Here is a 25,441-nt window from a genome sequence, read left to right on the forward strand (position 1 = left end):
GACAATGGTTAACAGGAGACAGTATCTCAGAGGTGTGGCAGGCATCGGGACGGTTGCTATCGCAGGCTGCTCGGGCGGTGACGGCGGCGACGGTGGGAGCGGTGGCGACGGCAGCGATGGCGGCGATGGCGGCGACGGCGGCAGCGGGACGACCGGCGGTGGCTCGACGGACGAAATCGTCGTCGGTGCGTCGATGTCCCTGAGCGGGAGTTTCTCGACCAACGCGATACACGTCGGGAACTCCTACCGGCTCTGGGAGAAACAGGTCAACGCGAACGGCGGCATCGACGGGCGCAATGTGCGCCTCGAAATGCAGGACGACCAGAGCAAGACGGAGAACGCCGTCAAGACCGTCCAGCGCGTCATCGAACAGCAGGACGCCGACGCGATTCTGGGGCCGTTCTCGTCCGGCGTGACCGCTGCGGTCATGGGAGCCGTCGAGGAGTTCGGCGTGCCGATGATTGCCCCGATGGCCAGCAGCCCGTCGATATTCTCCGCAGACAAGAAGTGGTCGTTCATGGGCTACCCGATGGCCGGCACCAGCTGGGGGCCGGACGCCGACCTCCTCGCCGAGGAGGGTGCGAGCAAGGTCGCTATCCTGCGAACAGACGTCGCGGTGCACGAACTGGAGGCCCAGGGCGCGAAGGAGGAACTCGACGCCAGGGGAATCGACCACCAGACGTGGACGAACCAGTTCGGTGCCGAGGACCTCTCGACCCAGGTCAGCGAAATGGTCGGGTACGACCCTGACTCCGTCTATCTCATCACCTACGGCGGGACCACGCTCGCCGCCATTCGCGAGCTCATCAACCAGGGTCTCGACCCCGACCACATCACGGGGGTCACGACCGGGGGCGAGAGCTTACAGGACACCATCGGAGCGAACGTCAACGGCATCTTCGGTCACGCACCCTGGAGCACCGACCTGGAGACAGAGACTGCGACACAGATTATCGACGCCTACGTCGAGGAGTTCCAGATGCAGCCGACGTTCCACTTCGCGCTGGGCTACTCCAGCGGCCAGGCCTACCAGAAAGCAGTCGAGAGCGCGGGTACAGCAGAGAAGGGGGCCGTCCGGGACTATCTGGAGAGCAACGCCATCGACGGGACGCTGACCGGAACCTTCGAAGTGAACGACGAGCATCGGCAGGTCGGGTACGACTGGCTGACGAGCCAGTGGCAAAGCGGCACCAAGGAGATACTCTTCCCGGAGGGGAAGGCGACGACCGACGAGGTCGTCTGGCCGAAGCCGGACTGGGGTGTCTGAACGGCGTGCCACAGAAGAGTCGACCCCGAACGAACACACACTGGTGGTGCCAGTCCAAACCATGTCACCGACACTGTCCATCGAGAACGTGACGAAGCGGTACGGGGCCCTGACGGCCGTCGACAGCGTCGACATCCGCTTCGAGAGCGACCGGAAGTACGGGCTCATCGGGCCGAACGGGGCCGGAAAGACGACACTGTTCGACCTCATTTCCGGCGTCCAGCGGCCCGACGAGGGGGAGGTCGTCTACGATGGAACGCCGATAACGACCGTGCCGGCCCACGAGATTACCGAGCGTGGGCTGGCCAGAACCTTCCAGGAGGGGGATGTCTTCGACGACATGACCGTCATCGAGAACCTGCTCGCGGCCTGGCCCGGGCGGCTCGAAGAGGGTGTGCGGACCGGCGACGGTCTCCTGGAACAGTTCGAAATGGCGCACACGAGAGACCAGCCGGCAGGCGACCTCAGCGGCGGGCAGAAGAAAGTCATCGGCCTCGTCCGGACGCTGATGACCCGGCCGGAGTTCGTGCTGCTGGACGAGGTGCTGGCCGGCGTCAACCCGACGCTTCAGCAGACGGTCCTCGATGACCTCGACGACATGCACGAGAGCGGCACCACGTTCGTGATGATAGAACACGACATCAACGCCATCATGGAGTTCACGGATTACGTCTTCGCGCTGAGCGAGGGGCAACTCATCGCGGAGGGGACGCCCGAGGAGGTCAGAAACGACGAGACTGTACTCGCGTCGTATCTCGGTGAGACCGCATGAGCGGCGACCAGTCGGACCCGATTCTTCGGCTCGACGACGTCCGCGCGGGCTACGGGAGCGCCGAGGACATTATCAAGGGAGTCAGCCTCGCCGTCGAGGAGACGGAGATCGTGACCATCATCGGCCCGAACGGGGCCGGGAAGAGCACGCTCCTGAAGGCAATCGGCGGCTCGCTGGCCCCACGCGACGGCAACGTCTACTACCGCGGCATGGACATCACGGGACAGGCGACCCACGAGTTGCTGGACGCGGGGCTGCTGTACCAGGCACAGGGGCGCAACATCTTCCCCGAGATGACCGTCCGCGAGAACCTGCTTATGGGTGGGTACACCCTCGACGACGGCGAAATCGAGGCCGCCGTCGACCGCGTCTGTCGGCACTTCCCGGCGCTGACAGAGCGCATCGACGTCGACGCCAGGATGCTGAGTGGGGGCGAACAGCAGATGCTCGAGATGGGCATGGGGCTGATGGTCGACCCCGACGTCCTCTTGCTGGACGAACCGTCTGCGGGCCTCGCGCCGGTCGTCCAGTCGGACATCTTCGACAAAATAGAGGAACTCAACCGAAACGGGGCGTCGTTCCTGATGATAGAGCAGAACGCACGGCAGGCGCTGTCGATTTCAGACCGCGGCTACGTCCTCGCACTCGGGACCATCGAACTGGAGGACGACGCGGCGGCGCTGCTGGAGAACCCTCGCATCAGGGAACTGTACCTCGGTGGCGAGGCGGAATCGAGACCGTAGATGACGGTTCGCAGCCCTGCTTCTGTCAGGGTCTGATCCGGTCGACGACCCGCTGCACGCGGGTGGAGGTCGCAACCTCGTAGAGGCCTCCGGGGCTGAAGAGCACGACGAGAATGAGGAACGTCCCGAGTGCAATCTGGAAGACTTCGGGAGCGCTGAGGACGAGCACCTCCGAGAGGAGTCCGAAGACGAACGCGCCGACCAGCGGGCCGGCGATGGTCCCGATGCCGCCGATGATAGTCATCACCGTCATCTCCAGCGTGAAGCGCAGGTCGAAGACGACGCTGGGGTCGATGTATGAGATGGTGAAGGCATAGAGCCCGCCGGCAATAGCCGGGAAGAAGGCGCTGACCGCGAAGGCGAATAGCTTCGTTCGGGTGGTGTGGATGCCCATCGACTCGGCGACGTGCTCGCGCTCGCGGATGGCGCGCATGTGGAGTCCGACCTTGCTGTTGACTATTAACGTCGAGACGACGACGGTCACGACCGCGAGGATTCCGAGGGAGTAGTAGACGACCTCCACGCTCGGGCCGGTGAAGACCGTCAGGCCGTGGGTCCCGTTGGTCAGCGGTTCGAGCGGTCCCTCGGCGACGAGTTTCGCCACCTCGTTGAGGACGAGCATTGCGATAGCGAAGTAGACGCCCTTGATTCGCAGCGACGGAATCCCGACGAGGAGGGCGAACGCCGCCGCCAGCATTCCCGCAGCGAGCAAGGCGAGCACCCAGTGAATCCCGTAGCCGCCGAAGAGGATGAACGTCGTGAACGCACCGATGCCGATGAACATGCTGTGGCCGAACGAGAGGTAGCCGGTGAAGCCGCTGATGAGGTTCCACGACTCGCTGAGGACCACGTAGAAGTACGCGATGGAGAACACCGTCATCAGGTAGTTGCTGCCCTGCATCGGAACCGCCAGACCACCGAGCACCAGCAGGCCACCGAGCGCGAGACGACGCCTGTTGAACGGACGGCGCTCCGGAATCCGCTGGAACAGCGACCGGACGTTCATCAGTCCCGCCTCCCGGGCGTGCCGAACAGTCCGCTGGGGAAGAACACCAGGACGACGAACACCATGCTGAGCGCGAGGATGTTGCCCGTCGTGATGTCGAACAGGTGGCCGCCTAGATGGTCGACGCTGCTGTAGAGAATCGCCCCGACGAACGCGCCGAAGAAACTCCCGAGGCCACCCAGAATCATCACGACGAAGGAATCGAGCACGAACTCGAAGCCCATGTTCGGGGTAATCGAGCGGAACATCGAGAGGAGGATGCCGCTGCTGGCTGCCAGGACGCTGGCGAGGACGAACGTCTTCGCGTCGATATTTCGGACGTCGATACCGACGCGAGTCGCCTGCTCGCGGTTCTGTGCGGTCGCCCGAATCGCCCGCCCCAGTTGCGTCCGGTTGAGGACGAGATAGACCGCTAGGTAGAGGGCCACCGCGAAGGCGCCAGCGAGCAGGAGCGACTTGCCAAAGCGCACCCCGAGAAACTCGTAGCTCCCGACGAGGAACTGGTAGCTCCGTCGGTTCGGCTCCCACGCGAGCCGTGCGACGTTGATGAGGATGATGCTCACTCCGAAGGTAATCAGAAGCGAATCGTTCTCCAGCGACTCCCTGTCCATGATTCTGCTTAGCAACCCGCCGTAGAGCAGGTAGCCGACGAGGCCCGCCAGCGCGACGAGCGGGAGAAAGGCCAGCAGCGGGTTGATCCCCCACCAGGTGTAGAGCCAGAACGTCCCGTACGCGGAGAGCATGATGAACTCGCCGTGGGCCACGTTGACGACCTTCATCACACCGAAGACGAGCGACAGCCCGACAGCCGCCAGGGCCAGCAACAACCCCACCATAATCCCGTTTACCAGTACCTGAAGCGTGACGCTCAACTCGGCCATGTCGTTAGAGACCATACCGCTTACCGCTTATAGACCTTCCTCCGACCAGTCGAGGGTGGACCGCTACCTAGAGCCTGTAGGTGGCAGCACCGCCGAGGGTGGCCGTGGCAGACCGTAGCAAAGTGTTTTATCGATAGTTGCGTATACCGGTGCATGGACACCTCGAAACCAGGCCAACGTGGTGCATTCGAAATTCCGGACGGCGTCGCCGACGACGAGGGACAACTGAACCCGTATCCGTGGTACGACGAGATGCGAGAGAACGCACCCGTTCGCTTCGACGACGAACGGCACGTCTGGGACGTATTCCGGTACGACGATGTCGAGCGAGTCATCTCGGATTACGGGTCCTTCTCTTCCGAGAGCGGCGCGACGAACACCATCGACATGCTGCTCAACGCCAACGAGAAGACGGAGACGACAGACACGCTGGCGAGCGTCGACCCGCCGACACACACCGAGTTCCGTGGCATCGTCGACGACGTGTTCCGCCCGGGCTATCTGAAACGGTACCAGGAGACCTTCGAGAATATGGCCGAGGATTTCGTTGCAGATGCTGTCACAGGCACGGACGAAATCGACTTCGTCGACGACGTCGCCTGGCACTTCCCGGTCACTGTCATCGCGGAGATTCTCGGAGTGCCACCGGCGGACCGCGAACAGTTCAAAACCTGGTCGGACGACCTGGTCGCCGCCCCGGACGAGCGGACGCCGGAGGCTAAACAGCGGGCCCACGAGAAACGCGTCGAGGTACACCAGGAGATGACCGACTACTTCGCCGACATCGTCGCCGAACGCCGCGAGAACCCGAAAGACGACCTCGTCACGACGATAATCGAGGACGGCGACGGGATTCTGACCGGCCAGGAGATGTACAACTTCGGCCTGTTCCTGTTGCTCGCTGGGAACGTCACCACCCGCCACATCCTGACGAACGCCATCTGGACGTTCGTCGACCAGGACATCGTCGGCGACCTCCAGGACGGGTCGATTCCGATGGACCGCGCCGTCGAAGAGGTGCTTCGCTACCGCACCTCCGTCCACGTCATCCGCCGACAGACCTCGGAGGACGTCGAACTGCAGGGCGAGACGATTCCCGCGGGGGATTTCGTCGTCGCGCATCTCGGCGCGGCCAACCGCGACCCACGCCAGTTCGACGACGCGGAGACGTTCGACCCGACCCGTCAGCCGAACAAACACCTCGCATTCGGCCGGGGGCCCCACACGTGTCTCGGCGCGCCCGTCGCGCGGATGGAGGCCGAAATCATGCTCTCGGCGTTTCTCGACCGGGTCGACACCGTCGACATCGCCACTGACGAACTCGAGCCCTTCTACGGGAGCAACGTCTACGGCCTCGAATCGCTCCCGCTCTCGGTCTCCACGTGAGCGGCGGCCGGCGTGCACCGGACTGTCGCACACCAGAAGTGTGCGCCCTGTCGCGGGGCCGTGCGGACCTAGTCCAGCGAGGCGGAGGTAATTATAAGCGGGTCCCGCCTCACTCCGTAGACGAGTATCATGCTAGTCCAGGACAAGGTCGCAGTCATCACGGGTGCAGCCTCCGGAATCGGCGAGTCGACGGCGCTGCGGTACGCCGAGGAAGGTGCGAAGGTCGTCGCGGCGGACGTAGACGTCGAGGCCGGCCAGGCAACGGTCGACGAAATCGAGGACGACGGCGGCGAGGCGACCTTCGTCGAGACCAACGTCGCCGAGGAAGACGACGTGAAGGAGATGATAGAGACGGCGGTCAGCGAGTACGGCGGCATCGACGTCCTGTTCAACAACGCGGGCATCGAGGGCCCGCTGTCGACGTTCGCGGACTACGACATGGACTCCTTCGACCAGGTCGTCGCCGTGAACCTCAGGGGCGTCTTCATGGGAATCAAGTACGGCATCGAGGCGATGCTGGCCGACGGCGGCGGGTCGATAATCAGTACCTCCTCCATTGCGGCCGACTCCGGCGTCATGGGTCGCAGCGCCTACAGCGCGACGAAGGCCGGCGTCAACGGCATGACGCGGGTCGCCGCCATGGAGTACGCGGAGGACGACATCCGCGTGAACACGGTGTTGCCGGGCATCGTCGAGACGCCGATGCACCACCGCGCCGCAGAGCAGAAACCCGACCGCGTCACACGCTTCGAGGTCTCCGAGGCGATGCAGGGAAAGGGCCAGCCGGAGCGCCTGGCCGACGCGGTGCTGTTCCTCGGGTCGGACCTCTCCGCGCGCATCACCGGCGTCACGCTCCCCGTCGACGGCGGGTTCCTCATCAAGCCCTGAGGCGCGCACCAGTCCGGTTCCGCCCCAGTTCTCACACCCTTCTTGCCGGTCGGGTTCACGCCACCGGAACACTTTCAATCGCATAGCGTCACCTTGCACCTGACGCATGCCACGCATCGTAGACATCCACTCGCACCTGTGGGCGGAGGACTGGCTCCCGGAGCGGTTCTGGGACGCCTTCGTCGACATCGCCGTCCGGGAGAACGAGAAGAAGGGCAAGACCGTCGACCCCGAGCGCATCCGGGAGTCGTACCTGCCGACGTACTGGGATCCGACCGGCGAGGCGCTGCTCGAACGCATGGACGAGGCCGGCATCGACCACCAGAACGTCTTCGGCGTGGACTTCGGCGTCGGGCTGGGCGACCCCGAGACGCCGATTCAGGAGGTCAACAGGACGATTGCCGCCTTCCGCGACGACCACCCCGACCGCATCTCCGCGTTCGCGACCATCGACCCCCGCCGCCCCGGCGCGGCCGACCACATCGAGACGGCCTTCACCGACCTCGACATGGACGGCCTGAAGTTGCACCCGACGGCGGGGTTCTATCACCACGACCAGGAGACCTACCGGCTCCTGGAGATTGCCCGCCGGCACGACGTCCCTGTCCTGACGGACACCGGCCCAATCTTTGCCCCGCTGTACAGCAAGTACTCCCACCCGAGCAACCTCGACGAGGTGCTGAGTGACTTCCCAGACCTCGACATCGTCGCCGCGCACATGTCCTTCGAGTGGTGGGAGGAGCTCCACGCCGTCGCCCGCTCGAAGGTCAACGCCCGCCTGCACGTGGACATCTCCGGCTGGCAGGAACGCTGCAAGGAGGACCCCGAGGAGTTCGCGACGGCCGTGCGGAAACTGATGGACGCCGTCGGGAGCGACCGGATGCACTTCGGGACCGACGACCCGGCGTTCGACCCGGTACACCCGAAAGAGGAGTGGATAGAGAACGTGCAGTCGCTGGCGGACAGGGAGACAGCACCGACGTTCTCGGATGCCGAAATCGAACAGTTACTCGGGAAAAACGCCGACCGGCTGCTCGGCCTCTAGCCGCCGAGGTAGGTGTCGCGGATGTAGGTGTCGCCTTTCATCTCGTCTGCCGGTCCGGATTTGGCGACCTCACCGTTTTCCAGCAGATAGATGCGGTCGGCGTGGTTCAGCGCGAACGTGACGTTTTGCTCCGCGAGGAGGATGGTCACGCCGCGGTCCTGAATCGGGTCGAGCGCCTCGCTGATGTCGTCGATGATGACCGGTGCGAGCCCCAGCGTCGGTTCGTCGAGGATGAGCAGTTCCGGGTCGCCCATGAGCGCCCGCCCGATGGCGAGCATCTGCTGTTCGCCGCCCGACATGGTGCGGGCCTCCTGGGACCGGCGCTCTTCGAGCCGCGGAAAGAGGTCGTAGACGAACGACAGCAGTTCGTCGACGGTGTCGCGGCTCCGGTAGCCCCCCATCGTGAGGTTCTCCTCGACGTCCATGAACGGGAACAGGTCGCGCTTCTCCGTGCAGTATATCATCCCGTCCTCGACGAGGGTCGACTGGTCGACGTCGCCGACCTCCTGTCCCTTGTAGGAGAGTTGTCCCGAGTAGGGGAGAAAGCCCGCGGTCGTGTCCGCGAAGGTGGTCTTCCCGGCCCCGTTGGGTCCGATGAGCGAGACGATTTCGCCCTCGTCGATAGTGAGGTCGATACCGCGGAGCGCCCTGACCTTCCCGTAGGAGACGGAGATGTCGCTCGCTTCGACGATGGAGTCGCCCGCCGCCCGGGTTTTCGTCGTCTGGCCGCTCATATCTCCGACCCCCCGAGGTACGCTTCCTGCACCGTCGGGTCGTTCTTGATCTCCTCGGGACTCCCGTCGGCGATGCGCTCGCCGAAGTTGATGACCACGGCCCGGTCGATGAGGTTCAACAGGCCGCGCATGTTGTGGTCGACGACGATGAGCGTCATGCCCTCCTGGCGGAGGTTCTCGAAGAGTTCCGAGAGGCCGCGGACTTCCTTGCCGGAGAGCCCGGCGAAGGGCTCGTCGACCAGCAGGAGGTCCGGGTCGGTGGCGATTGCCCGCGCGATTTCGAGGCGAATCATGCCGGCGTGGGGCAGTTCGTCGGGCATCTTGTGCATGTCGTCGCCGAGGCCGACGCGCTCGCAGATGTCCGCCGCCTCCGCCGCCGTCGAGCCGAACAGCCCAGAGAGCGTCACCAGCTTGTTGGAGACGTTCGCCAGTTCGACGTTCGAGAGGACGTCGCGGTCCGGGAGCGGCCGGAACGTCTGGAAGGTGCGGGCCATTCCCTTCTGGACCATCGTGTGTGCCGGCAGCGCGGTGACCTCCTCGCCGTTGAAGCGGACGGTGCCGCTCGTCGGTTTGAACGTCCCGAAGATGCAGTTGAACGTCGTCGACTTCCCCGCGCCGTTCGGGCCGATGAACCCGAGTATCTCCTGTTTCGAGACGTCGAAGGAGAGGTCCGAGACGGCAGTGAGTCCGCCGAACCGCTTCGTCATATTCTCGACTTTCAGAATCGTCTCCGCGTCCGCCGACACGTCCGTCGCAGCCGTGGTCTGTGGTGAATCGGTGCTCATCTGTTCCTCCCGTTGAATCGGTCTCTCATGTCGTCGTAGCTCTCGCGGTACGTTTCCAGGACGCCGTCGAGGCGCGAGCGCCCGCCGTCAGTGACGGCCTGGGGGTCGCCGCCTCTGGCGTAACTCAACACCCGTCTGCCGTTGCGCGTCGCCCACGGCAGCACGCCCTCGCGCAGGTACATCAGCAGTGCCAGCATCATGAGGAAGAACAACACCTCGTCGACCTGGGTGACCGGCACGTCGAGCACCGGCACGAGGTAGTCGAGGCCCTCGAACCAGTCGGTGACCCAGAAGAAGAAGAAGCCGCCGAAGGCCGAGCCCGTGATGGTGCCGAACCCGCCGAAAATGGCGGCGATAAGCACCTCGATGATGACGACGAGGTCGAGCAACTGGGTCGGCGACGGACTCCCAGCGGGCGTGTGGACGAACACGGCACCCCCGAGGCCGCCGAGTGCCGCACTCAGCGTGAACGCGTAGAGCTTGAACTTGTCGGGGTTGATGCCCGCGCTGGACACCGCGTCCTCGCTCTCCTTGATGGCCGTGAATATCTCGCCGGTGTCCGACCGGGTAATCACGAACGTGAGCAAGAAGACGAAGAGGAACAACCCGAACGCGAGGTAGTAGTTCGCCTCCGCCGTCGCGACGAAGCTGTCCATCTGGATGAGGTTCTCCGGGTTCGGGAGGCCCCGCGTGCCGCCGGTCTCCTCCCGGAACAGCTGGAACATCCGGAGCAGGATGAGCGGGGGCAGGAGGGTGAACAGTGCGAGGTAGTGCCCCTCGATGCGGAGTGCCGGGAACCCGATGAGCAGGCCGGCCACTGCGGCGATGGTGACGCCAACCAGGATGCCGAGGAACGGGTCGACGCCGAAGTCGAGGTTCAGGATGGCCGTGGTGTAGCCACCGAGTGCGAAAAACAGCGTGTGGCCGAAGCTGACCATCCCCGTGTAGCCCGAGACGAAGTCCCAGCTGATGACGAAGACGACGAAGAAAAACGCCGCCGACATCGTGAGGACGTCGAGGGTTCCAATCTGCGTCGGCAGGACGGCGAGGCCGACGAAGAACAGGAACCCGAGCCAGTAGCGAACCGGAACCTCGCTGAGCCGGTCGAGAGACAGGGTGCGTTGGTCCGAACTCATTCGTTACTCCTCCCCCGGACGGCCGAACAGCCCGTGTGGTCGAATCATTATCACGAGGAACATGACTGCCAGTGAGATGATGCCGGTCATCCGTGCGTCGATGAGTGTCGTGGTGACCGTCTCCAGCGACCCGATGATGTAGGCCCCGACGACGCTCCCCTTGATCGACCCCATCCCGCCGAGGATGACGATTGCGAACGCGAGCAACAGCGGGTCGAGCCCCATGTTGTAGGACACCGACTGCGACATGCCGAAGAACAGGCCGGCGAGACCGGCCAGCCCGCCGGCAATCGCGTAGGTGTACGTCGTCGTGCGCTCCGTGTTGACGCCGACGAGGTTCGACCCTCGTTCGCTCATGCTGAGACTCTGTATGCCCCGGCCGATCCAGCTCCGGTTGGTGAAGACGATGAGACCCAGGATGAGCGCCCACGAGAACAGGAACAGGAACGCCGAGTTGTTCTGGAGGGTTATCCCGGCGATCTCGGTCTGCCCGGGGAAGAGGTCGGGGATGACCTTCGAACTCGTCCCCTCGACGAACAGGAAGATGTTCTCTGTGAGCAACAGGATGACGAGTGTTATTATGACGATAAATATCTCGTCCTCGATTCGTTTGACGAATACCTTGTACACGCCCACGCTGAAGACAGCGGGAACGACGATGGCGAAGACTAACCCCAGCCAGATGCTCTGGTCGAGCAGCGACACCGTGTAGAAGGCTGCGAACCCACCAAGGATAATCGCTGCTCCGTGAGCAACGTTGAGTATATCACCCACGCCGAAGATCATCGTGAACCCGATTGCAACGAGGGCATAGAGCGCACTCAGAGTGAGTGCACTGATGACTAGATTGGTGACCTGTACCATGGTCAACTCGTGCCTCCCGACCTATTTAATACTTGTTGTCAGCCGGAGCGACGTCCCGCGACTGGCGGGCAGCCGTCCCGGGGTCGAGACCGACCGACCAGCCCTGTTCAGTGACACTCCCGACTGGTTCACGGCGGATGCGAACTGGTGGTACGACGGCGCGTGCGGGCGCGAGGAACCGAACGGCGAAATTGCCGGCGCTGTCGCCGGAGCCGTGCCTAGACGACGATACGATTCCTCCATACATTTTTGTAGGAGGGGATTCCTATCGGTATTGTATGTCAAATATTGACGGAGGCAGTGCTGACAAAACTCGCACTACGGGGAGGCAACTCAACCGCCGAAAGTTCCTGGCGACGACCGGGACCGGCGCACTCGCACTGGTGGCTGGCTGCAGCAGCGGCGGCGACGGTGGTGACGGCGGCGATGGCGGCGACGGCGGGAGCGGCGACGGTGGCTCGACCGGGGGCGGGAACATCAGCGGTCCGATCAAGCTCGGTGCACTGGCCCCCCTGCCGGGGAACTTCGCCGGCGGGACGGCACAGCAGCAGGCGGCCGAACTCGCCGTCAAGCAGGTCAACGACAACGGCGGTCTCCTGGGTGCAGAGGTAGATCTGACGGTGAAGGACTCGCAGCTCGACCCGGCGACCGCCCGGAAGGCCTACCGCGAACTCATGCTCGAAGAGCAGGTCGACGCGACTATCGGACTCTTCGGCAGCGAGCCCGGACTGGCCGTCTTCGACGAGATGCAGCAGTTCGGCAAGGTCCACGTCGCCGGTGGTGTGTCGACGACCGAAATCAACGACCGCATCAACGAGAACTACGAGACCAACCGCACCTGGTTCCGGGCGATGCCGAACTCCTACCAGTTCGGGTACAACCTCGGCCAGCACGCCCAGGCCAAGTTCGAAGACTGGGGCTTCGAGCGTATCGGGCTGGCAATCGAGAACATCACCGGCTTCCAGGAGATCTGGGAGACGGCGGTCGACAATCTGCCGGACTCGGTGGAGGTCGTGTTCACCGAGCAGTTCTCCTCGGACACCAAGGACTTCTCGCCGATCCTCAACAAGGGCGAGTCGGAGGACATCGACCTGATGTACTCGTTCCTCTCGCAGGGCGGTATCGGCCTCGAAATCCAGTGGGCGAAACAGAAGCCAAACTACTCGCTGGGCGGCGCGGACATCTTCTCAGCGATTCCGAACCAGTGGGAGAACACCGACGGCGCAGTCGAGCACGTCTGGTCGTACATCCCCGGCAGCGGCCCCGGCTTCGAAATCAACCAGACGACCAAGGACTTCATCTCGGCACACCGCGACGAGTACGGCGGCCCGCCGCCGCACTCCCAGGCGTACACGATGTGGGACGCCGCACAGACGTTCTTCGAGGGCGTCCAGGCCACCGGGTCCCTCGACACGGACGACCTCGTGCCGGCAATCGAGGACGACCTGGACTTCGAGGGCGCGACCGGTCAGATAGACTACGCCGACAAGGGCGAGGAGTACGTCCACGACCCCATCTACGGGCCCGATGGTGTCCAGCCACCCGTGATGCAGTGGCAGAAAGTCGACGGCGAACCCACGCAGGTCGGTCTCTGGCCCGACCGGGTCGACAAGGGCGACTACGTCTCGCCGCCGTGGATCGACAACTGACACAGTCCCGCTGACTCCAGTCGACTCCAGTCACGACGTCCCGTCGTTCCGTCGTCCCGGGTGTATTTTTCGCGTCGATTCGTGGGCGTGTTTTCTGCGTGTCTCCGGGAGTTTCGGGTGTCCTGAACACTATCGCTTCGCGCGCTCGCCCACGCGCATCGCTGACGATATCAGACCTAGGCGGCCAGCCCTCCATCAAGTATTTTTGAAGTAGCCTCGTCTAGGGTGACGGACCCATGACGACAGTTCGCAAACTCGACCAGACGATAGAGCCCGACAGCTATCCCGCACTCGAACGGACGCTCATCGACAGCGTCGCCGCGGGGGAGGCCCCGCCCACGGTCATGCAGTGGACGTTCGACGACGACCTCTTTCTCGAACTCGGGCCAGTGGAGGACGCGTCGCTCATCGACCGCGAACGCGCCGACGAGGCGGGAGTCGCCTACGGACGTCGGTTCAACGTCAGCGGCGGCACGGGCTTTTTCCAGGGGGACAACACGCCCGTCCTCTACATGTTCTTCCAGGACCGCGGCGAGCACACGATGACGGAGTACATCGACCTGGCTGGCGAGGCGATGGCGCAGTCCCTGCGCGACGCGGGCGTCTCCGATGCCGTCTACCGCGACGGCGGCGACATCGAACTCGAACCCGAGGAGGAGGGCGGACAGTACGCCAAAGTCGGCGTCTCGGGGGCCGGCTACCAGAACGGCGTCTGGGGCGTGTTCATGAACCTCATCAACTGGACGTTCGACCCGGACGTGTTCGGTCTCATCGACGAGGTGCTGAAGCTCCCGGAGGAGAAGTTCGAGGACAAGGAGACCGACAGCGCGGCCGGACGGATGACCTCCCTCTCCGACGTCGCGCCCGACGCGGACGTCGACGCCATCATGGCCGAGGGGGCGGAGAACCTCGCGGACCTGGTCGACGGAACGGTCGAGGACGGCGAACTGAGCGACGACGAACGGGAGGCGCTGGCCGAACACCGCGAGTACTACGGGTCCGCCGAGTGGTTCGAACACTACTCGACGAGCCGCGTCTTCGAGAACGCCGCCGACGGGGACCGGGTGGCAGAGGTGGCCTACAAGGGACGGAAACTCATCAAGGTGAGCGTCCTCGTCGACGCCGAGGACACCATCCGCGACGTGGAGTTCACGGGCGACATGTACCACAAACCCGCATACGAGGCGGTCGACCGGCTGAACGACGCCGTCGTCGGCGAGTCCATCACCGACGAGGACGCGTTACTCGCCGCGATAGAGACCGAGTACGAGGCCGACGACTTCGAGATGCCGTGGCTCCCGCCGGAGGACTTCCTCCAGCCTCTGATTCGGGCACGGGAGAACCTCGGCCCCGTGTCCGAGTTCGGTCGGGACTGAGCGGTCGTTCCGTGGCGCTACGTTCGAATCGATAAAAAGCAGTCGAGGACCTAGTCCGCCGAGAAGACGCACATCTGCTGGAACTGCCCCAGGTTTGCACCCCAGGATTGCGCCAGCCCCAGTTCCGGGTTCCCCGCAACCTGGCGCTCGCCAGCCTCGCCCATCAGCTGAAGGACGACCTCGGTGTGCCGGGAGAGCGACGCGCAGATGCCGGAGTTCGTCGCGAGCGTCCCGCCCGAGCAGTTGACCGGCAGTTCGCCGTCGCGGGCGGTCACGCCGTCGCGGATGAGGTGTTTCCCCTCGCCCTTCTCGCAGAAGCCCATCGCCTCGTACTCTATCAGTTCGAAGGGGATGTAGGGGTTGAACGTCTCGCAGACATCGAACGCGTCGAGCGGGTCGTCGATGTCCTGGCGCTCGTAGATTCTGTCGGCGAGCGTCTCGAGTTTCGGGAACCAGTCCATCGTCCGCGGCCCCGTCTCGAAGGTGTTCGAGATGGAGTCGATGTCCTCGACCCAGACCGGATTGTCGCGGTGCTCGTAGGCGGTCTCCTCCTCGGCCATGACCATCGCCGCCGCGCCCGACGAGACCGGACAGGTCATCGCGCGCCGCAGCGGCCAGCAGACCATCGGTGAGTCGAGCACTTCCTCGACCGTCTTGCCCTCGTTGCGGTGGGCATAGGGATTCTTCGCCGCGTTCTGGTAGTTCTGGGCGGCGACTTTCGCGAAGTCCTCCAGCGTTGCCCCCGATATCTCCATGTAGCCCGAACTCGGCAGCGCGCCCATCTGGATGGCCGTGACGAAGTTCCGCTCGAACAGCGGGTCCGCGTTCGTGTTCATCACGGGCTGGGCCTCGACCACCGAGTCGAACGAGGGTGAGCCGTAGATCAGCGCCGTGTCGTACTCACCCGAGGCGAGGTACTCGTAGGCGACTTTCACGCCGCTGCCGCCGGCCGTGCCGCCGGTGTTGATGCTGATGACCGGGATGTCGTTGCCCATCCCCATCACTTCCAGCGTACGCTCGACGCGGAACGTGCCCTCGAAGCCGTCGACCGTACAGAACAGCGCCACGTCGATGTCGGCGGGGTCGGCGTCGGCGTGCTCCAGGGCCGCCGTAATCGCCTCGTGGGCCTGCTCCTCCTTGGACATCGTCGACAGCCGGTAGTCGGTGAACGTCTCGGGGTCGGAGTAGCCCACGCCGATTGCGCCAGCCTTCCGGGTCATGCTGGTGCCCCCTCCAGGACGAGCACGGCGTCCGTCCGGGCCGGCTCACCCAGGTGCATGTCGTTGTCCCACAGGAGGACGCGCTCGGCCGTCTGCTGGCCGAGTTCGCCGTCGAGTTGCTGACAGGCGGCGATGGCGCGGTACACGCCGCCGGCGTTCGGCGGGCTCGTCGCCACCGGGCCGCCCGACGCGTTGACCGGGAGCGACCCGTCGATGGCCGTCGTCCCGTCCCGGACGAGCGACGGCCCCTCGCCGTCGTCACAGAAGCCGAGTGCCTCGTACCCCAGCAGTTCGAAGGACGGCGCGTGGGTCGCCATCTCCGCGGCGTCGACGTCGTCCGGTGCGATACCTGCCTCCTCGTAGGCGGCCGACGCGGCGTCCCGCAGCGTCGGCTGGTGGAGTCTGTCAGCCATCTCCCGGTACTTGTACTTGGCCGTCGCCAGGCCGGTTCCGGTGACCCAGCCGCGAACGTCGTCGAGTTCCGCTGCGACGTCCTCGTTGACCAGTACCAGCACGGCAGCGCCGTAGGACATCGGCCCGAGCATCAGTTCCGTCAGCGGCCCGACGACCGGGTCAGAGTCGAGTACCTCCTCGGTCGAGAAGGCCTCCTGCCGGTGGGCGGTCGGATTCTCGGCGGCCGCCTCGTAGTTCTTGGCCGCCGTCGCCGCCAGGTCCTCGCGGGTCACGTCGGTGCCGTCGAGGTAGTTCTGTGTGAAGAAGCCGTAGGACTTGCGGTTGTTCATGCCGAAGGGCCGGTGGTACAGCGCCTCCTGGGAACTCCAGGAGAGGGTCGTGGGGTCGGCGGTCACGAAGTCGGCTGCGACGACCGTGACCACGTCGGCCTTCCCGGACCGTATCTTCGCCCGGGCCTGGTGAACCGCCGCGCCGCCGCCGCTCTGGAGGCGCATAATCGGTTTGCGGTAGGCCGCGCTGGTGGCTATCTTCTGGCCGTCGCTGATGGCGGCCCCGTCGTAGGGGTCCTGGCCGGTGAACATCACGCTGTCCAGTTCCTCGTGGGTGACGCCCGCATCGTCCAGCGCCGCCATGTTCGTCTCCAGCACCAGTTCGTTGCCCGACTTGTCCGTCTCGCCGGTGAATCCGCTCGTCGCGTACCCGGCAATCGCTACCTCAGTCATCCGTCGCCCCCTCCGTGGGGTGGGTTGTGTCCATGCTGAATCCACCTCATTCCGCCAGGCGCCAGTGGTCCATGTCGAAGATGTCGCCGTTGCGGTCGTCGGACCACACCGGTTCCACCTCCTGGCCCTTCTCGAGTTTGTCGACCAACTCCATCGGCTCGTCGTACTCGATCTCCTCGATGAAGTGCATCATACAGATTGCGGAGTCGTCGACGCGGATGACCCCCGTGATATACGGCGGTTCGGGCATCTTCCGGAACTCGAAGAAACAGACCGTGTAGCTCTCGAGTACACCTTTCTGTTCCACTTCGACCCACTCGTCGGTCTTCTCGTAACACTCGACACAGACGGACTGGGGCGGGACGAAGACGTCACCGCACTCCGGACATTTCGTCCCCATAATCCGTTTGTCCTCCAGTTCGTCGAAGAACCGTCTGTTGACCTCGCCGATGTTGAGCGAGAAGTCGAGGTCCCAGTGAAAGGGATATTTGTACTCCGGATTGACCTCTTCCGTAGAGACCGACTCGTCAAGTTCGTTATCCATACGTCTCACCGTAGTTCTTCAGTCGAAGGAAATAAAGGTTGCCCCGAGGGCGGTTTTCCACCCGCGCGCCACCGACCACCTAGACCGGCCACAGACCTGCAGAGACCGGACGCGGTCGCCGCGTCGCTGCCGGCGAGAGCGGCGGTGGCGGGGTCGCGCCCGACAAAAGGTATAAGCGCGTCGTACCGTAAATATCGGTATCACTGACTACCGATGACAGACTCTACTACGCGGCACACGATCGGTCTAGAACCGCACCACCACGACTTCCGCGACCGGGTCAGGTCGTTCGTCGAAACCGAAATCGAACCGCTCGTCGACGACTACGAGGAGCGCGGCAAGTTCCCCGTCGACGTCATCGACGAACTCGGCGACGCCGGCCTCTACGGCGTCACCGTCCCCGAGGAGTACGGCGGGGCCGGCCTGGACCACCGCTCTTTCGTCATCGCGGTCGAGGAACTGGCGCGGGTCTGGAAGATTCCAGCGGGCGTCGTCTCGCTGTCCTGTGGTCTCATCGGCAACACCCTGGAGAAGTTCGCCGACGACTGGCAGAAGGAGGAGTGGCTGACCGACATCTTCACCGAGAACCAGATTACCGCCGTCTCCCTGACCGAACCCCAGGCCGGCAGCGACGCGAACAACCTGGAGACGACCGCCGAGAAGGACGGCGACGAGTACGTCCTCAACGGACACAAGGTCTGGACGTCCCACGGCGAGGTGGCCGACCTCGTCTTCGTCGTCGCTCGCACCGAACAGACCGGGAGTCACGACGACGTGAGCATCATCGGTGTCCCGAACCCGCAGGAACGGGACGGCTTCGAGGTCGTCCGGGACATCCCCTGCATGGAGGGCGACGCGGTCATCGAGAGCGAAATCGAGTACGACGACCTCCGCGTCCCACAGGAGTTCCTCGTCGGCGAGGAGGGCCGGGGCTTTCGGTACATCATGGAGGCGCTCGACCTCGGGCGCATCGGCGTCGCCGCACAGGGCGTCGGCATCATGCAGGGGTCGCTGGACGCCAGCGCGGAGTTCGCGGACGAGCGCGAGCAGTTCGACCAGCCCATCCGCGAGTTCCAGGGCGTCTCGTTCAAACTGGCCGATATGAAAATGAACCTTGAGGCCGCCCGCCTGCTCGCCTACCAGGCCGCGGCCCGGCTAGACGAGGGCGAGCGCGTGACGCAGGACGCCGCTATCGCGAAGACGTTCGCCTCGGACGCCGCGATGGAGGCCGCGACGGAGGCCGTCCAGATTCACGGCTCCCGCGGGTACTCGACGGACTACCCCGTCGAGCGGTACATGCGCGAAGCGAAGGGGGCACAGATCTACGAGGGGACCAACGAGGTCAACCGGTCGGTCATCGCCAGACACCTCTACGAATAGCCCGGCTCAGAGTTCTGCAACTGCGTCTTCGATTTCGTCGACGGGCGGCGGCGAGACGGTGTCCGGCGAAATCCAGCGGTACTGCACCTCGCGGTCGGCGTCGAGAACGAACACCGACCGCTGGGGCGTCGTGACGTGAGCCATCCCGTCGCGCTCGATGCGCAGGTCGAACTCGTCGGTCACGTACCCGTCGACGTCCGCGTAGACGCTGAACGGGCTGTCGATGCGTCGCAGGAAGGCGTTCTGTGCGAAGGGTCCGTCGCGGCCGACGCCGACGACCGGGACGCCATCGAACTCGTCCCACCCGCCGCGATCGAAGCGTTTCCACCAGTGGCGTGCAATCGCGCTGAACACGAAGCCCTGGAAGTAGAGGACGGCACCGCGGTCGCCGAGGGCGTCGTCGACGTGGGTGTCCTCGAACACTTCGCCGTCACAGAGGAGCGCTTCGAAACCTGGCGCAGTCTCGCCGTTTTCGGGAGGCATGCGACGATGTACTTCGAGCGAGCGTATAAGTATTCCCCACACCGACGTGGCCCTCGCGCCCCGCGACATCTTTTTGAGGGGCTGTGAACAACGGGAACACGAATGTCCCGAACACTGTACCGCCTCGAAGGCTGCCCGTACTGCGAGCGGGTGGTCGACCGTCTGGACGAACTGGGCATCGACTACCACAGCATCTGGGTCGAAGCGATGCACTCCCGGCGCAACCGCGTGAAGGAGGTCTCCGGGCAGCGCCAGGTGCCCGTGCTGGTCGACGACGAGTACGGCGTCACGATGGCCGAATCGGCCCGCATCCTCGAATACCTCGACGCGTCCTACGGGGATCAGGCGAACTAGGACAGGTCGTGGGGGTCGATGACGTCGTCGCCGGCGTCGGCCGGCGCGCCGAGTGCCAGCACGACGCCGTCCTCGTCGCCCACACACCGGTGCCCGTGGGGTTCGTACGGCCCCGCCGCGAAGAACGTGCCCGGCCCGACGGTGACGTACTCCGGGTCCTCGGCGTCGCCCAGCTTCAGCGAGAACTCCCCCTCGATGACGTAGTAGAGTTCTTCCTCCTCGGGGTGGGCGTGGAAGCCGACTTCCTCGCCGGGTTCGAAGTACCAGAGTTTCGCGGCCATCTCCCCCAGGTCTAACACCTCGTCGACCGGACGGATGGAGACAGTCGGGTGTACCTCGTCGACCTCCGATAAGTCGACGAGCGGGACGTCGTCGGCGTGGACGACTTTCGGGTCCGCCTTCTCGATGTCGTCTTCGTCGATGAACTCCATAGTCGTCTCTCGCGCTCCCCCGATAAAAACCTCGGCGTCACTCGGGCCAGATTTCCTCCAGGTCGTCGCTGCCGCAGTAGGGGCACGTGTAGTCGTCGACGCCGACGTCGTCGGGCATCTCGTGGGAGTGGTGAACCTCGAACATGTCCATCGCACAGTCCGGATTGTGACAGACCACGTCGTGTGGTGGGCGCGGCATACCAGCCATACGACGGGTCAGTGTATTAAAGGCTCGTACTGGGGTGGTACCGGGCACCACAAGACCTAATTGCCAGCCACCGTATTCGCTACTGTATATGTTCGCGTACCCAGACCGACGGGCAGGGCGATACCGATGAGTGACGAGATGGAGTTCGGCGTGATGCTCTCGGCGACGAGCAACACGTACGGCATCCCCGACGAGGACCTCCCGGAGGTCTTCCGCCGCAGCGGGCAGGTCGCCGAAGACAGCGGGTTCGACGTCGTCGTCGCCGGCGACCACATCGTCTATCCCAAGGAGATTCCGAGCGACTACGAGTACTCCTCCTCCGGCGAACCGCCGTTCGACACGGAGACCAGCGTCTTCGACGTCTTCCAGGTGTTCGCCCACCTCGCCGCGGTCACCGACGACATCGACCTCGGGACCAACGTCGTCGCCGCGCCGTACCGACATCCGCTCGTTCTGACGAAGAACATCCTCAGCATCGACGCGCTCTCGCAGGGCCGCTTCGACTTCGGCGTCGCACCCGGCTGGATGAAGACGGAGTTCGACGCGCTCGGCACGCCCTTCGAGGAGCGGGGCCGGCGAACCGACGAGTTCCTCGAAATCTTCGAGCTGGCGTGCGAGAACGGCATCGCGAGCTACGAGGGCGAGTTCTACCAGTTCGACGAGGTCGGCTTCCACCCGCGACCGGCCCACGACATCCCGGTCTGGATCGGCGGGAAATCCGGCGCGGCCATCCGCCGCGTCGGGCAGTTCGGCACCGGCTGGTCGACGCTGTGGGACTACCCGGACGACGTCGCGGGGACACGCGACCGCATCATGAACGCGTGGACGGACTTCGAGCGCGAGGGGGACCCGGAAATCGCCGTGCTCCGGCCGGTGAACCTCAGCGCCGACGCCGACCCGGACAGACTCCTCTCCGGGGAACCGGCGGACATCGTCGAGGACGTCGAAACGTACCGGGACGCCGGTGCGACCCGGATAATCGTCGACTTCTTCACGACCGACATCGACGAGCAGGTGCGGCTGATGGAACAGTTCGGCGACGAGATTATCGACGCGTTCTGAGCGTCACTCCTCGTCCAAGTCCTCCTCGAAGACGGCGTCGTTGCGGAGGTTCGGTGCGCCGACGGCGAAGATTTCGGTGTCTTCGAGGGCGTGAATCTGGCGCATCGGGCCGGGGTCGACCACCACGAAGTCGTTGGGTTCGAGTTCGAACTCCTCGCCGCCGACCTCCATGACAGCGTGGCCGGACAGGACGAAGAAAATCTCCTCCTGTTCCTTCTGGTAGTGGCGGCGGACGGTGTCGCCCTCGTCGTAGTAGAAGTAGTTGAACCGCATCTCGTTGGGCCGGTCGTCACCGCGCGTCTTGAGGTCGTAGCCGATCATCTTCACCGCCGGCTCGGCGTCTGTGCGTGTGCTCTCGTCGACCTCCTCCAGGTTGATTTTCGAGTAGGACATACGTCCGTCACTCTGCCCCCGCGGTCATAAAACCTCGCGGTCGGTGCCCCGCACCGGTAGGGTTAAACGAGTCGTCTCCGACGTGTAGGAACATGCAACAGCGAGGGAGCGGTCCATGGTAGCGGCAGACGGCGACATCGTCGACATCTGGTGTAACCTGTTCACCAGGGAGGGGATGGAGATTTACTTCGACTCGGAGGCACAGACCGTCGCGGCCCGGATTTTCGGGAAAGAGGACATGTACGACCCCGAGAAGGGGATGGACGCCGACGCGTTCGTCGACGTGATGGACGCAAACGGCGTCGACACGGTGCTGATTCCCGCGCTCAAGTTCGGCGCTCTGGAGGGCGGGATGCAGATAGACGTCCCCCACGACCTGGTCGCCGACGTCGCGAGCGAGTACCCCGACCGCATCAAGGGGCTGGCGGGCATCAATCCCCGCGAGGGGATGGACGGGGTCGCCAGGCTGGAGGAGTACGTCGAGGACCACGGGTTCGTCGGCGCGCTGCTGGAACCGTACGGCTGGAACCGGCCCATCAACCACCGGCAGTACTACCCGTTCTACGCGAAGTGCGCCGAACTCGACGTCCCCGTCGTGATGCAGGTCGGTCACTCGGCGATGAAGATGCCGAGCAAGATGGGCAAACCGCTTCTGCTGGACGACATCGCGCTCGACTTCCCCGACCTGCAAATCGTCGGCGGCCACACCGGCTGGCCGTGGTCGTCCGAACTCGAAGCGCTCGTCTGGAAACACTCCAACCTCTACCTCGGCGCGACGGCGCACGCACCGAAGTACTGGGACGAGAACATCGTCCAGTTCATCCGCACCCGCGGCAGGGACAAGGCCGTCTTCGGGACCGACTACCCCGTGCTGGAGTACGAGGAGACGCTCGCCCAGGTCGAGGCGCTGGACCTCGGCGCGGACGTCGAGCGGAAACTGCTCTCGGAGAACGCACGGGACCTGTTCGACCTCTAGGTCGGCGGTTACCCGTAGGTGAGGTTGAGTTCGACGATGTTCGACGCGCTGAGCAGGAGGTCGGGCAGCGTCTCCTCGAAGCGCTCGCCGCGCATCCGGTTCGCCGGACCGCCGACGGCGATGGCGCCGACGACCTCGCCGCGGTCGAGGATGGGTGCGGCGACGCCTTTGACCCCCTCGACGAGTTCGTTCGTGTCCGTCGCGTACCCCTGGCGGCGGATCTCCTCCAGTTCCCGCTTGAGTGGCGTCGGGTCGGTGATGGTGTACGGCGTGTACGCTGTCAGGCCGCGCTCCTCGATGATGGCGTCGATGCGTGGCTTGGGGAGGTGCGCCAGCATGACTTTGCCCGCCGCGTTGGCGTGCAGCGGGGTCGGCCGGCCGGCGTAGGCGTCTAGATTGACTGCGTTGGCCCCCTTCGCGACGTGCAACAGGACCGCGCGGCCGCGCTCCTCGATGGAGAGACTCGCGTGCTCGCCCGTCTCCTCCGCCAGGTCCTCCACCTCGGGTCGGCCGGCCTCGTATATCGGTTGCTGCCGCCGCGCCTGGGCGCCGATTTCGAGGAACCGCGAACCGACCCGGTAGACGTTGTCCGTCTTGACCACGACGCCCATCGACTCCAGCGTCCGGAGATGGTCGTGGAGCGTGCTCTTGGGCATGTCCATGTGGTCCACCAGTTCCGTGAACCTCGCCCCCCCGAGTTCGAGCAACGCCTCCACGACGCCGAAGGCGACTTCGGTCGTTTTGACCGGCATTCGGTTGCTCATGGATTGTGGCATGTTGTGGAGTCTCATAAATCTATCCGAAATAGCCGGAATAGTAACGAGTCAGGACCGAGACCGGTGTCAATTACGCCCTTTTCGAATATATGTACAATAATCACGTAGAATCGGTGTGAAGTATGCTCTATAGCGCCGTATCGTGTGATATACAGATATTCAGCTGAGACCTGTCTACTGACAAAATCCGAACCTGGACAATTTTGGTAACAAGTCACACACTAACGCGCAACAGTATTCTTCCGGGGTAGCCGGAGAGAAAATCTGGCGGTCGTAAGCGAGCGACACGAGCTATAGGCCGATTTGCGACCACTAATCGAGAGAATATGTGCAGAAATGGGATTCGGATAACCCGGAGACAGCAGTGACAAACGACCCACGCCCCCGCGACGGTCGGACCTGTCACTGGGCGACAAGCTGTCACGAACCCCATTACAGTCGTATGTCTGTAACTGACGTCCGCGGCGAACAACGCTCAGACAGGTGTACTCCCCGAGTCGCCCCCCATTACAAACATATGGTAGTCACCGTGGGGACTGTCGAGCAGGAACTCCACCCGGCCCCGCCCCTGCGAAGGGGTGGTTGCTGGTCTGACGTTCGCGGTGCCCGGCAAAATTTTCCGAGTTGGCCGGACTGGGGGTGACGGCCCTTCCCGACACCGAGATACCGCGGCAAATGCTGCCAGACGCTCGAACTCGAAAGCGAAGTGCCACCGCAAGGCTGGTTTCACTCCCGGCCCACGGTCGACAGGACAGTGAAGTGAGAAAATCAGAGGCAAAAATTTCCCCCAGCCCCATTTCCAGTATATATATGTGCCGGATTCCGCCCACGCGTTCGGATATACCGGAACGCGGCAAATGTTGTGTCGAACGTCCACGCGAAGATGGCCACCCGCAGACACCGATGGAAACAACCGGCGTTGTATTCCTCATGGTTTATTATGTCTAATTCGCCGACACGTCCCGGCCCAGCCCACGGCAGGCGCGGGTGTGATACCGCGTGGCCGACGGGTGTTTCCTGACTCGGGTCGGCGAGCCACCTGACAGCCACCAGGAACGACCTCCGACAATCTCGAACGGGTCGTTTCACCCCTGCGTGGGGGGTCGCCGGGGCCAGATAGATTTACAAGTCTGTTGCTGTTAGCTTCGCTCGCGAATGACTACGACAGATTTCACAGTCCGTGGCTCGACGGCCGTCGTCACGGGGTCGTCCTCCGGTATCGGTCGCGCAATCGCAGAACGCTTCGCCCGCGACGGCGTCGACGTCGTCGTCTGCTCGCGGTCACAGGAGAACGTCGACCCCGTCGCGGAGGCCATCAACGAGGCCGACCACGACGGGCGCGCGCTCGCCGTCGAGTGCGACGTCACCGAGTGGGACGCCATCGAAGCGCTCGTCGAGGCGACGACGGACCACTTCGGACCCATCGACGTCTGGGTGAACAACGCCGGTGCGAGCTTCGTCGCCCCCTTCGAGGACATCAGCGAGAACGGCTGGAAGACCATCGTCGACATCAACCTCCACGGCGCGTTCAACTGCGCGCAGGTCGTCGGCGAGCAGATGCGCGACCGGGGCGAAGGGACCATCATCAACATCTCCAGCGTCGCGGCCCGCGACGGCGCGCCGGGGATGGCCCACTACGCGGCGTCGAAGGCCGGCATGAACAACCTCACGCGGACGCTTGCCTACGAGTGGGCCGAGTACGGCGTCCGCGTCAACGGCATCATGCCGGGCCTCATCGCGACGGAGGGCCTGGAGAGCCAGGAGGGAATCGGCGCGGACGACATCGACAGGGAAGAAGTCGACCGGCAGATAGGGACCCCGGACGAACTCGCCTCTGTGGCGCAGTTCCTCGCCAGTCCGGCGGCGAGTTACGTTCTCGGCGAGACGATTACCGTCGAGGGCGTCCCGCGCATCGCGCGCACGAGCCACCACGAGGAGTGACCGCG

The 25,441-nt window shown here is 64.3% G+C and carries 27 protein-coding genes; 13 read left to right on the forward strand and 14 right to left on the reverse strand.

The window, feature by feature from the left end; genetic code table 11:
* Window positions 1-4: 4 nt before the first annotated feature.
* From WDJ57_RS06860 to WDJ57_RS06870, 3 genes are all read left to right on the forward strand, one after another.
* Window positions 5-1,267: an amino acid ABC transporter substrate-binding protein gene (locus tag WDJ57_RS06860; RefSeq protein ID WP_338905045.1), complete on the forward strand. Its 1,263-nt coding sequence runs from the start codon at window positions 5-7 to the stop codon at window positions 1,265-1,267.
* A 61-nt stretch (window positions 1,268-1,328) separates the two neighbouring features.
* Entirely contained in the window at window positions 1,329-2,039 is a 711-nt protein-coding gene (locus WDJ57_RS06865) for an ABC transporter ATP-binding protein (RefSeq protein WP_338905046.1), read from the forward strand.
* Window positions 2,036-2,782: an ABC transporter ATP-binding protein gene (locus WDJ57_RS06870; protein ID WP_338905048.1), complete on the forward strand. Its 747-nt coding sequence runs from the start codon at window positions 2,036-2,038 to the stop codon at window positions 2,780-2,782. Before WDJ57_RS06865 ends, WDJ57_RS06870 begins: the two co-directional genes overlap by 4 nt.
* Before the next feature lie 25 nt (window positions 2,783-2,807).
* On the opposite strand, the gene WDJ57_RS06875 is transcribed toward WDJ57_RS06870, so the two are convergent.
* Both WDJ57_RS06875 and WDJ57_RS06880 read right to left on the reverse strand, forming a co-directional pair.
* Window positions 2,808-3,788 carry a branched-chain amino acid ABC transporter permease gene (locus tag WDJ57_RS06875; RefSeq protein WP_338905050.1) on the reverse strand — a complete coding sequence of 327 codons (981 nt, stop codon included), beginning with the start codon at window positions 3,786-3,788 and terminating at the stop codon, window positions 2,808-2,810.
* The gene (locus WDJ57_RS06880) at window positions 3,788-4,684 is read right to left on the reverse strand and encodes a branched-chain amino acid ABC transporter permease (RefSeq protein WP_338905051.1); all 897 of its coding nucleotides are present in this window, start codon (window positions 4,682-4,684) and stop codon (window positions 3,788-3,790) included. The genes WDJ57_RS06875 and WDJ57_RS06880 overlap by 1 nt, the downstream gene beginning before the upstream one ends.
* 138 nt (window positions 4,685-4,822) lie before the next feature.
* Here WDJ57_RS06880 and WDJ57_RS06885 point away from each other — a divergent pair, with 138 nt between their 5' ends.
* The 3 genes from WDJ57_RS06885 to WDJ57_RS06895 all read left to right on the forward strand — a co-directional run bounded on the left by WDJ57_RS06885 (window position 4,823) and on the right by WDJ57_RS06895 (window position 7,988).
* Entirely contained in the window at window positions 4,823-6,055 is a 1,233-nt protein-coding gene (locus WDJ57_RS06885; protein ID WP_338905052.1) for a cytochrome P450, read from the forward strand.
* 126 nt (window positions 6,056-6,181) lie between these two features.
* A complete protein-coding gene (locus WDJ57_RS06890; protein ID WP_380629428.1) occupies window positions 6,182-6,943 on the forward strand; it encodes an SDR family NAD(P)-dependent oxidoreductase in 762 nt (253 codons plus the stop codon).
* A gap of 106 nt (window positions 6,944-7,049) precedes the next feature.
* Window positions 7,050-7,988, forward strand: coding sequence for an amidohydrolase family protein (locus WDJ57_RS06895; protein ID WP_338905057.1), 939 nt, complete (start codon window positions 7,050-7,052; stop codon window positions 7,986-7,988).
* Here the strand turns inward: WDJ57_RS06895 and WDJ57_RS06900 are convergent.
* Genes WDJ57_RS06900 through WDJ57_RS06915 form a run of 4 tightly spaced genes read right to left on the reverse strand, consistent with a single transcriptional unit; the run spans window position 7,985 to window position 11,507 of the window.
* Window positions 7,985-8,722 carry an ABC transporter ATP-binding protein gene (locus WDJ57_RS06900; RefSeq protein WP_338905059.1) on the reverse strand — a complete coding sequence of 246 codons (738 nt, stop codon included), beginning with the start codon at window positions 8,720-8,722 and terminating at the stop codon, window positions 7,985-7,987. The genes WDJ57_RS06895 and WDJ57_RS06900 overlap by 4 nt on opposite strands.
* Entirely contained in the window at window positions 8,719-9,507 is a 789-nt protein-coding gene (locus tag WDJ57_RS06905) for an ABC transporter ATP-binding protein (RefSeq protein ID WP_338905061.1), read from the reverse strand. Before WDJ57_RS06905 ends, WDJ57_RS06900 begins: the two co-directional genes overlap by 4 nt.
* The gene (locus tag WDJ57_RS06910) at window positions 9,504-10,643 is read right to left on the reverse strand and encodes a branched-chain amino acid ABC transporter permease (RefSeq protein ID WP_338905063.1); all 1,140 of its coding nucleotides are present in this window, start codon (window positions 10,641-10,643) and stop codon (window positions 9,504-9,506) included. Before WDJ57_RS06910 ends, WDJ57_RS06905 begins: the two co-directional genes overlap by 4 nt.
* Window positions 10,644-10,646: 3 nt before the next feature.
* A complete protein-coding gene (locus WDJ57_RS06915; protein WP_338905065.1) occupies window positions 10,647-11,507 on the reverse strand; it encodes a branched-chain amino acid ABC transporter permease in 861 nt (286 codons plus the stop codon).
* Between the two features lie 278 nt (window positions 11,508-11,785).
* On the opposite strand from WDJ57_RS06915, the gene WDJ57_RS06920 reads away from it, so the two are divergent.
* Both WDJ57_RS06920 and WDJ57_RS06925 read left to right on the forward strand, forming a co-directional pair.
* A complete protein-coding gene (locus WDJ57_RS06920; RefSeq protein ID WP_338905066.1) occupies window positions 11,786-13,156 on the forward strand; it encodes an ABC transporter substrate-binding protein in 1,371 nt (456 codons plus the stop codon).
* 236 nt (window positions 13,157-13,392) lie between these two features.
* Window positions 13,393-14,532 (forward strand): lipoate--protein ligase family protein, encoded by a 1,140-nt coding sequence (locus tag WDJ57_RS06925; protein WP_338905067.1) that lies wholly within the window; start codon window positions 13,393-13,395, stop codon window positions 14,530-14,532.
* Window positions 14,533-14,582: 50 nt separating this feature from the next.
* On the opposite strand, the gene WDJ57_RS06930 is transcribed toward WDJ57_RS06925, so the two are convergent.
* From WDJ57_RS06930 to WDJ57_RS06940, 3 genes are read right to left on the reverse strand one after another with little or no spacing between them, the layout of a single operon-like run.
* The gene (locus WDJ57_RS06930) at window positions 14,583-15,752 is read right to left on the reverse strand and encodes a thiolase family protein (protein ID WP_338905070.1); all 1,170 of its coding nucleotides are present in this window, start codon (window positions 15,750-15,752) and stop codon (window positions 14,583-14,585) included.
* Complete coding sequence (locus WDJ57_RS06935) at window positions 15,749-16,888, reverse strand: thiolase family protein (RefSeq protein ID WP_338905071.1); 1,140 nt, start codon at window positions 16,886-16,888, stop codon at window positions 15,749-15,751. Before WDJ57_RS06935 ends, WDJ57_RS06930 begins: the two co-directional genes overlap by 4 nt.
* 46 nt (window positions 16,889-16,934) lie before the next feature.
* A complete protein-coding gene (locus WDJ57_RS06940; protein WP_338905073.1) occupies window positions 16,935-17,432 on the reverse strand; it encodes a Zn-ribbon domain-containing OB-fold protein in 498 nt (165 codons plus the stop codon).
* Window positions 17,433-17,645: 213 nt separating this feature from the next.
* Between WDJ57_RS06940 and WDJ57_RS06945 the strand changes: the two genes are divergently transcribed.
* A complete protein-coding gene (locus WDJ57_RS06945; RefSeq protein ID WP_338905074.1) occupies window positions 17,646-18,812 on the forward strand; it encodes an acyl-CoA dehydrogenase family protein in 1,167 nt (388 codons plus the stop codon).
* 6 nt (window positions 18,813-18,818) lie between these two features.
* Here WDJ57_RS06945 and WDJ57_RS06950 read toward each other — a convergent pair whose 3' ends face one another.
* Window positions 18,819-19,295 (reverse strand): redoxin domain-containing protein, encoded by a 477-nt coding sequence (locus tag WDJ57_RS06950; protein ID WP_338905075.1) that lies wholly within the window; start codon window positions 19,293-19,295, stop codon window positions 18,819-18,821.
* 102 nt (window positions 19,296-19,397) lie between these two features.
* Between WDJ57_RS06950 and WDJ57_RS06955 the strand changes: the two genes are divergently transcribed.
* On the forward strand, window positions 19,398-19,649 hold the full coding sequence (locus WDJ57_RS06955; protein ID WP_338905076.1) for a glutaredoxin family protein: 252 nt from the start codon (window positions 19,398-19,400) through the stop codon (window positions 19,647-19,649).
* Here WDJ57_RS06955 and WDJ57_RS06960 read toward each other — a convergent pair.
* Window positions 19,646-20,080 carry a cupin domain-containing protein gene (locus WDJ57_RS06960; protein WP_338905078.1) on the reverse strand — a complete coding sequence of 145 codons (435 nt, stop codon included), beginning with the start codon at window positions 20,078-20,080 and terminating at the stop codon, window positions 19,646-19,648. The genes WDJ57_RS06955 and WDJ57_RS06960 overlap by 4 nt on opposite strands.
* 37 nt (window positions 20,081-20,117) lie before the next feature.
* Window positions 20,118-20,279, reverse strand: coding sequence for a DUF7559 family protein (locus WDJ57_RS06965; protein WP_338905080.1), 162 nt, complete (start codon window positions 20,277-20,279; stop codon window positions 20,118-20,120).
* Window positions 20,280-20,414: 135 nt separating this feature from the next.
* Between WDJ57_RS06965 and WDJ57_RS06970 the strand changes: the two genes are divergently transcribed.
* Window positions 20,415-21,350, forward strand: coding sequence for a TIGR03619 family F420-dependent LLM class oxidoreductase (locus tag WDJ57_RS06970; protein ID WP_338905083.1), 936 nt, complete (start codon window positions 20,415-20,417; stop codon window positions 21,348-21,350).
* Window positions 21,351-21,353: 3 nt separating this feature from the next.
* Here the strand turns inward: WDJ57_RS06970 and WDJ57_RS06975 are convergent, their stop codons facing one another.
* Window positions 21,354-21,743: a cupin domain-containing protein gene (locus WDJ57_RS06975; RefSeq protein WP_338905087.1), complete on the reverse strand. Its 390-nt coding sequence runs from the start codon at window positions 21,741-21,743 to the stop codon at window positions 21,354-21,356.
* 115 nt (window positions 21,744-21,858) lie between these two features.
* On the opposite strand from WDJ57_RS06975, the gene WDJ57_RS06980 reads away from it, so the two are divergent.
* On the forward strand, window positions 21,859-22,719 hold the full coding sequence (locus WDJ57_RS06980) for an amidohydrolase family protein (RefSeq protein WP_338905089.1): 861 nt from the start codon (window positions 21,859-21,861) through the stop codon (window positions 22,717-22,719).
* Window positions 22,720-22,727: 8 nt separating this feature from the next.
* Here the strand turns inward: WDJ57_RS06980 and WDJ57_RS06985 are convergent, their stop codons facing one another.
* A complete protein-coding gene (locus WDJ57_RS06985) occupies window positions 22,728-23,483 on the reverse strand; it encodes an IclR family transcriptional regulator (protein WP_338905091.1) in 756 nt (251 codons plus the stop codon).
* Between the two features lie 1,167 nt (window positions 23,484-24,650).
* Here WDJ57_RS06985 and WDJ57_RS06990 point away from each other — a divergent pair.
* Window positions 24,651-25,436, forward strand: coding sequence for an SDR family NAD(P)-dependent oxidoreductase (locus tag WDJ57_RS06990; RefSeq protein WP_338905092.1), 786 nt, complete (start codon window positions 24,651-24,653; stop codon window positions 25,434-25,436).
* Window positions 25,437-25,441: the final 5 nt, after the last annotated feature.

The sequence above is a fragment of the Salinibaculum sp. SYNS191 genome, from assembly GCF_037338445.1.
In the GTDB taxonomy this organism is placed as follows: Archaea; Halobacteriota; Halobacteria; order Halobacteriales; family Haloarculaceae; genus Salinibaculum; species Salinibaculum marinum.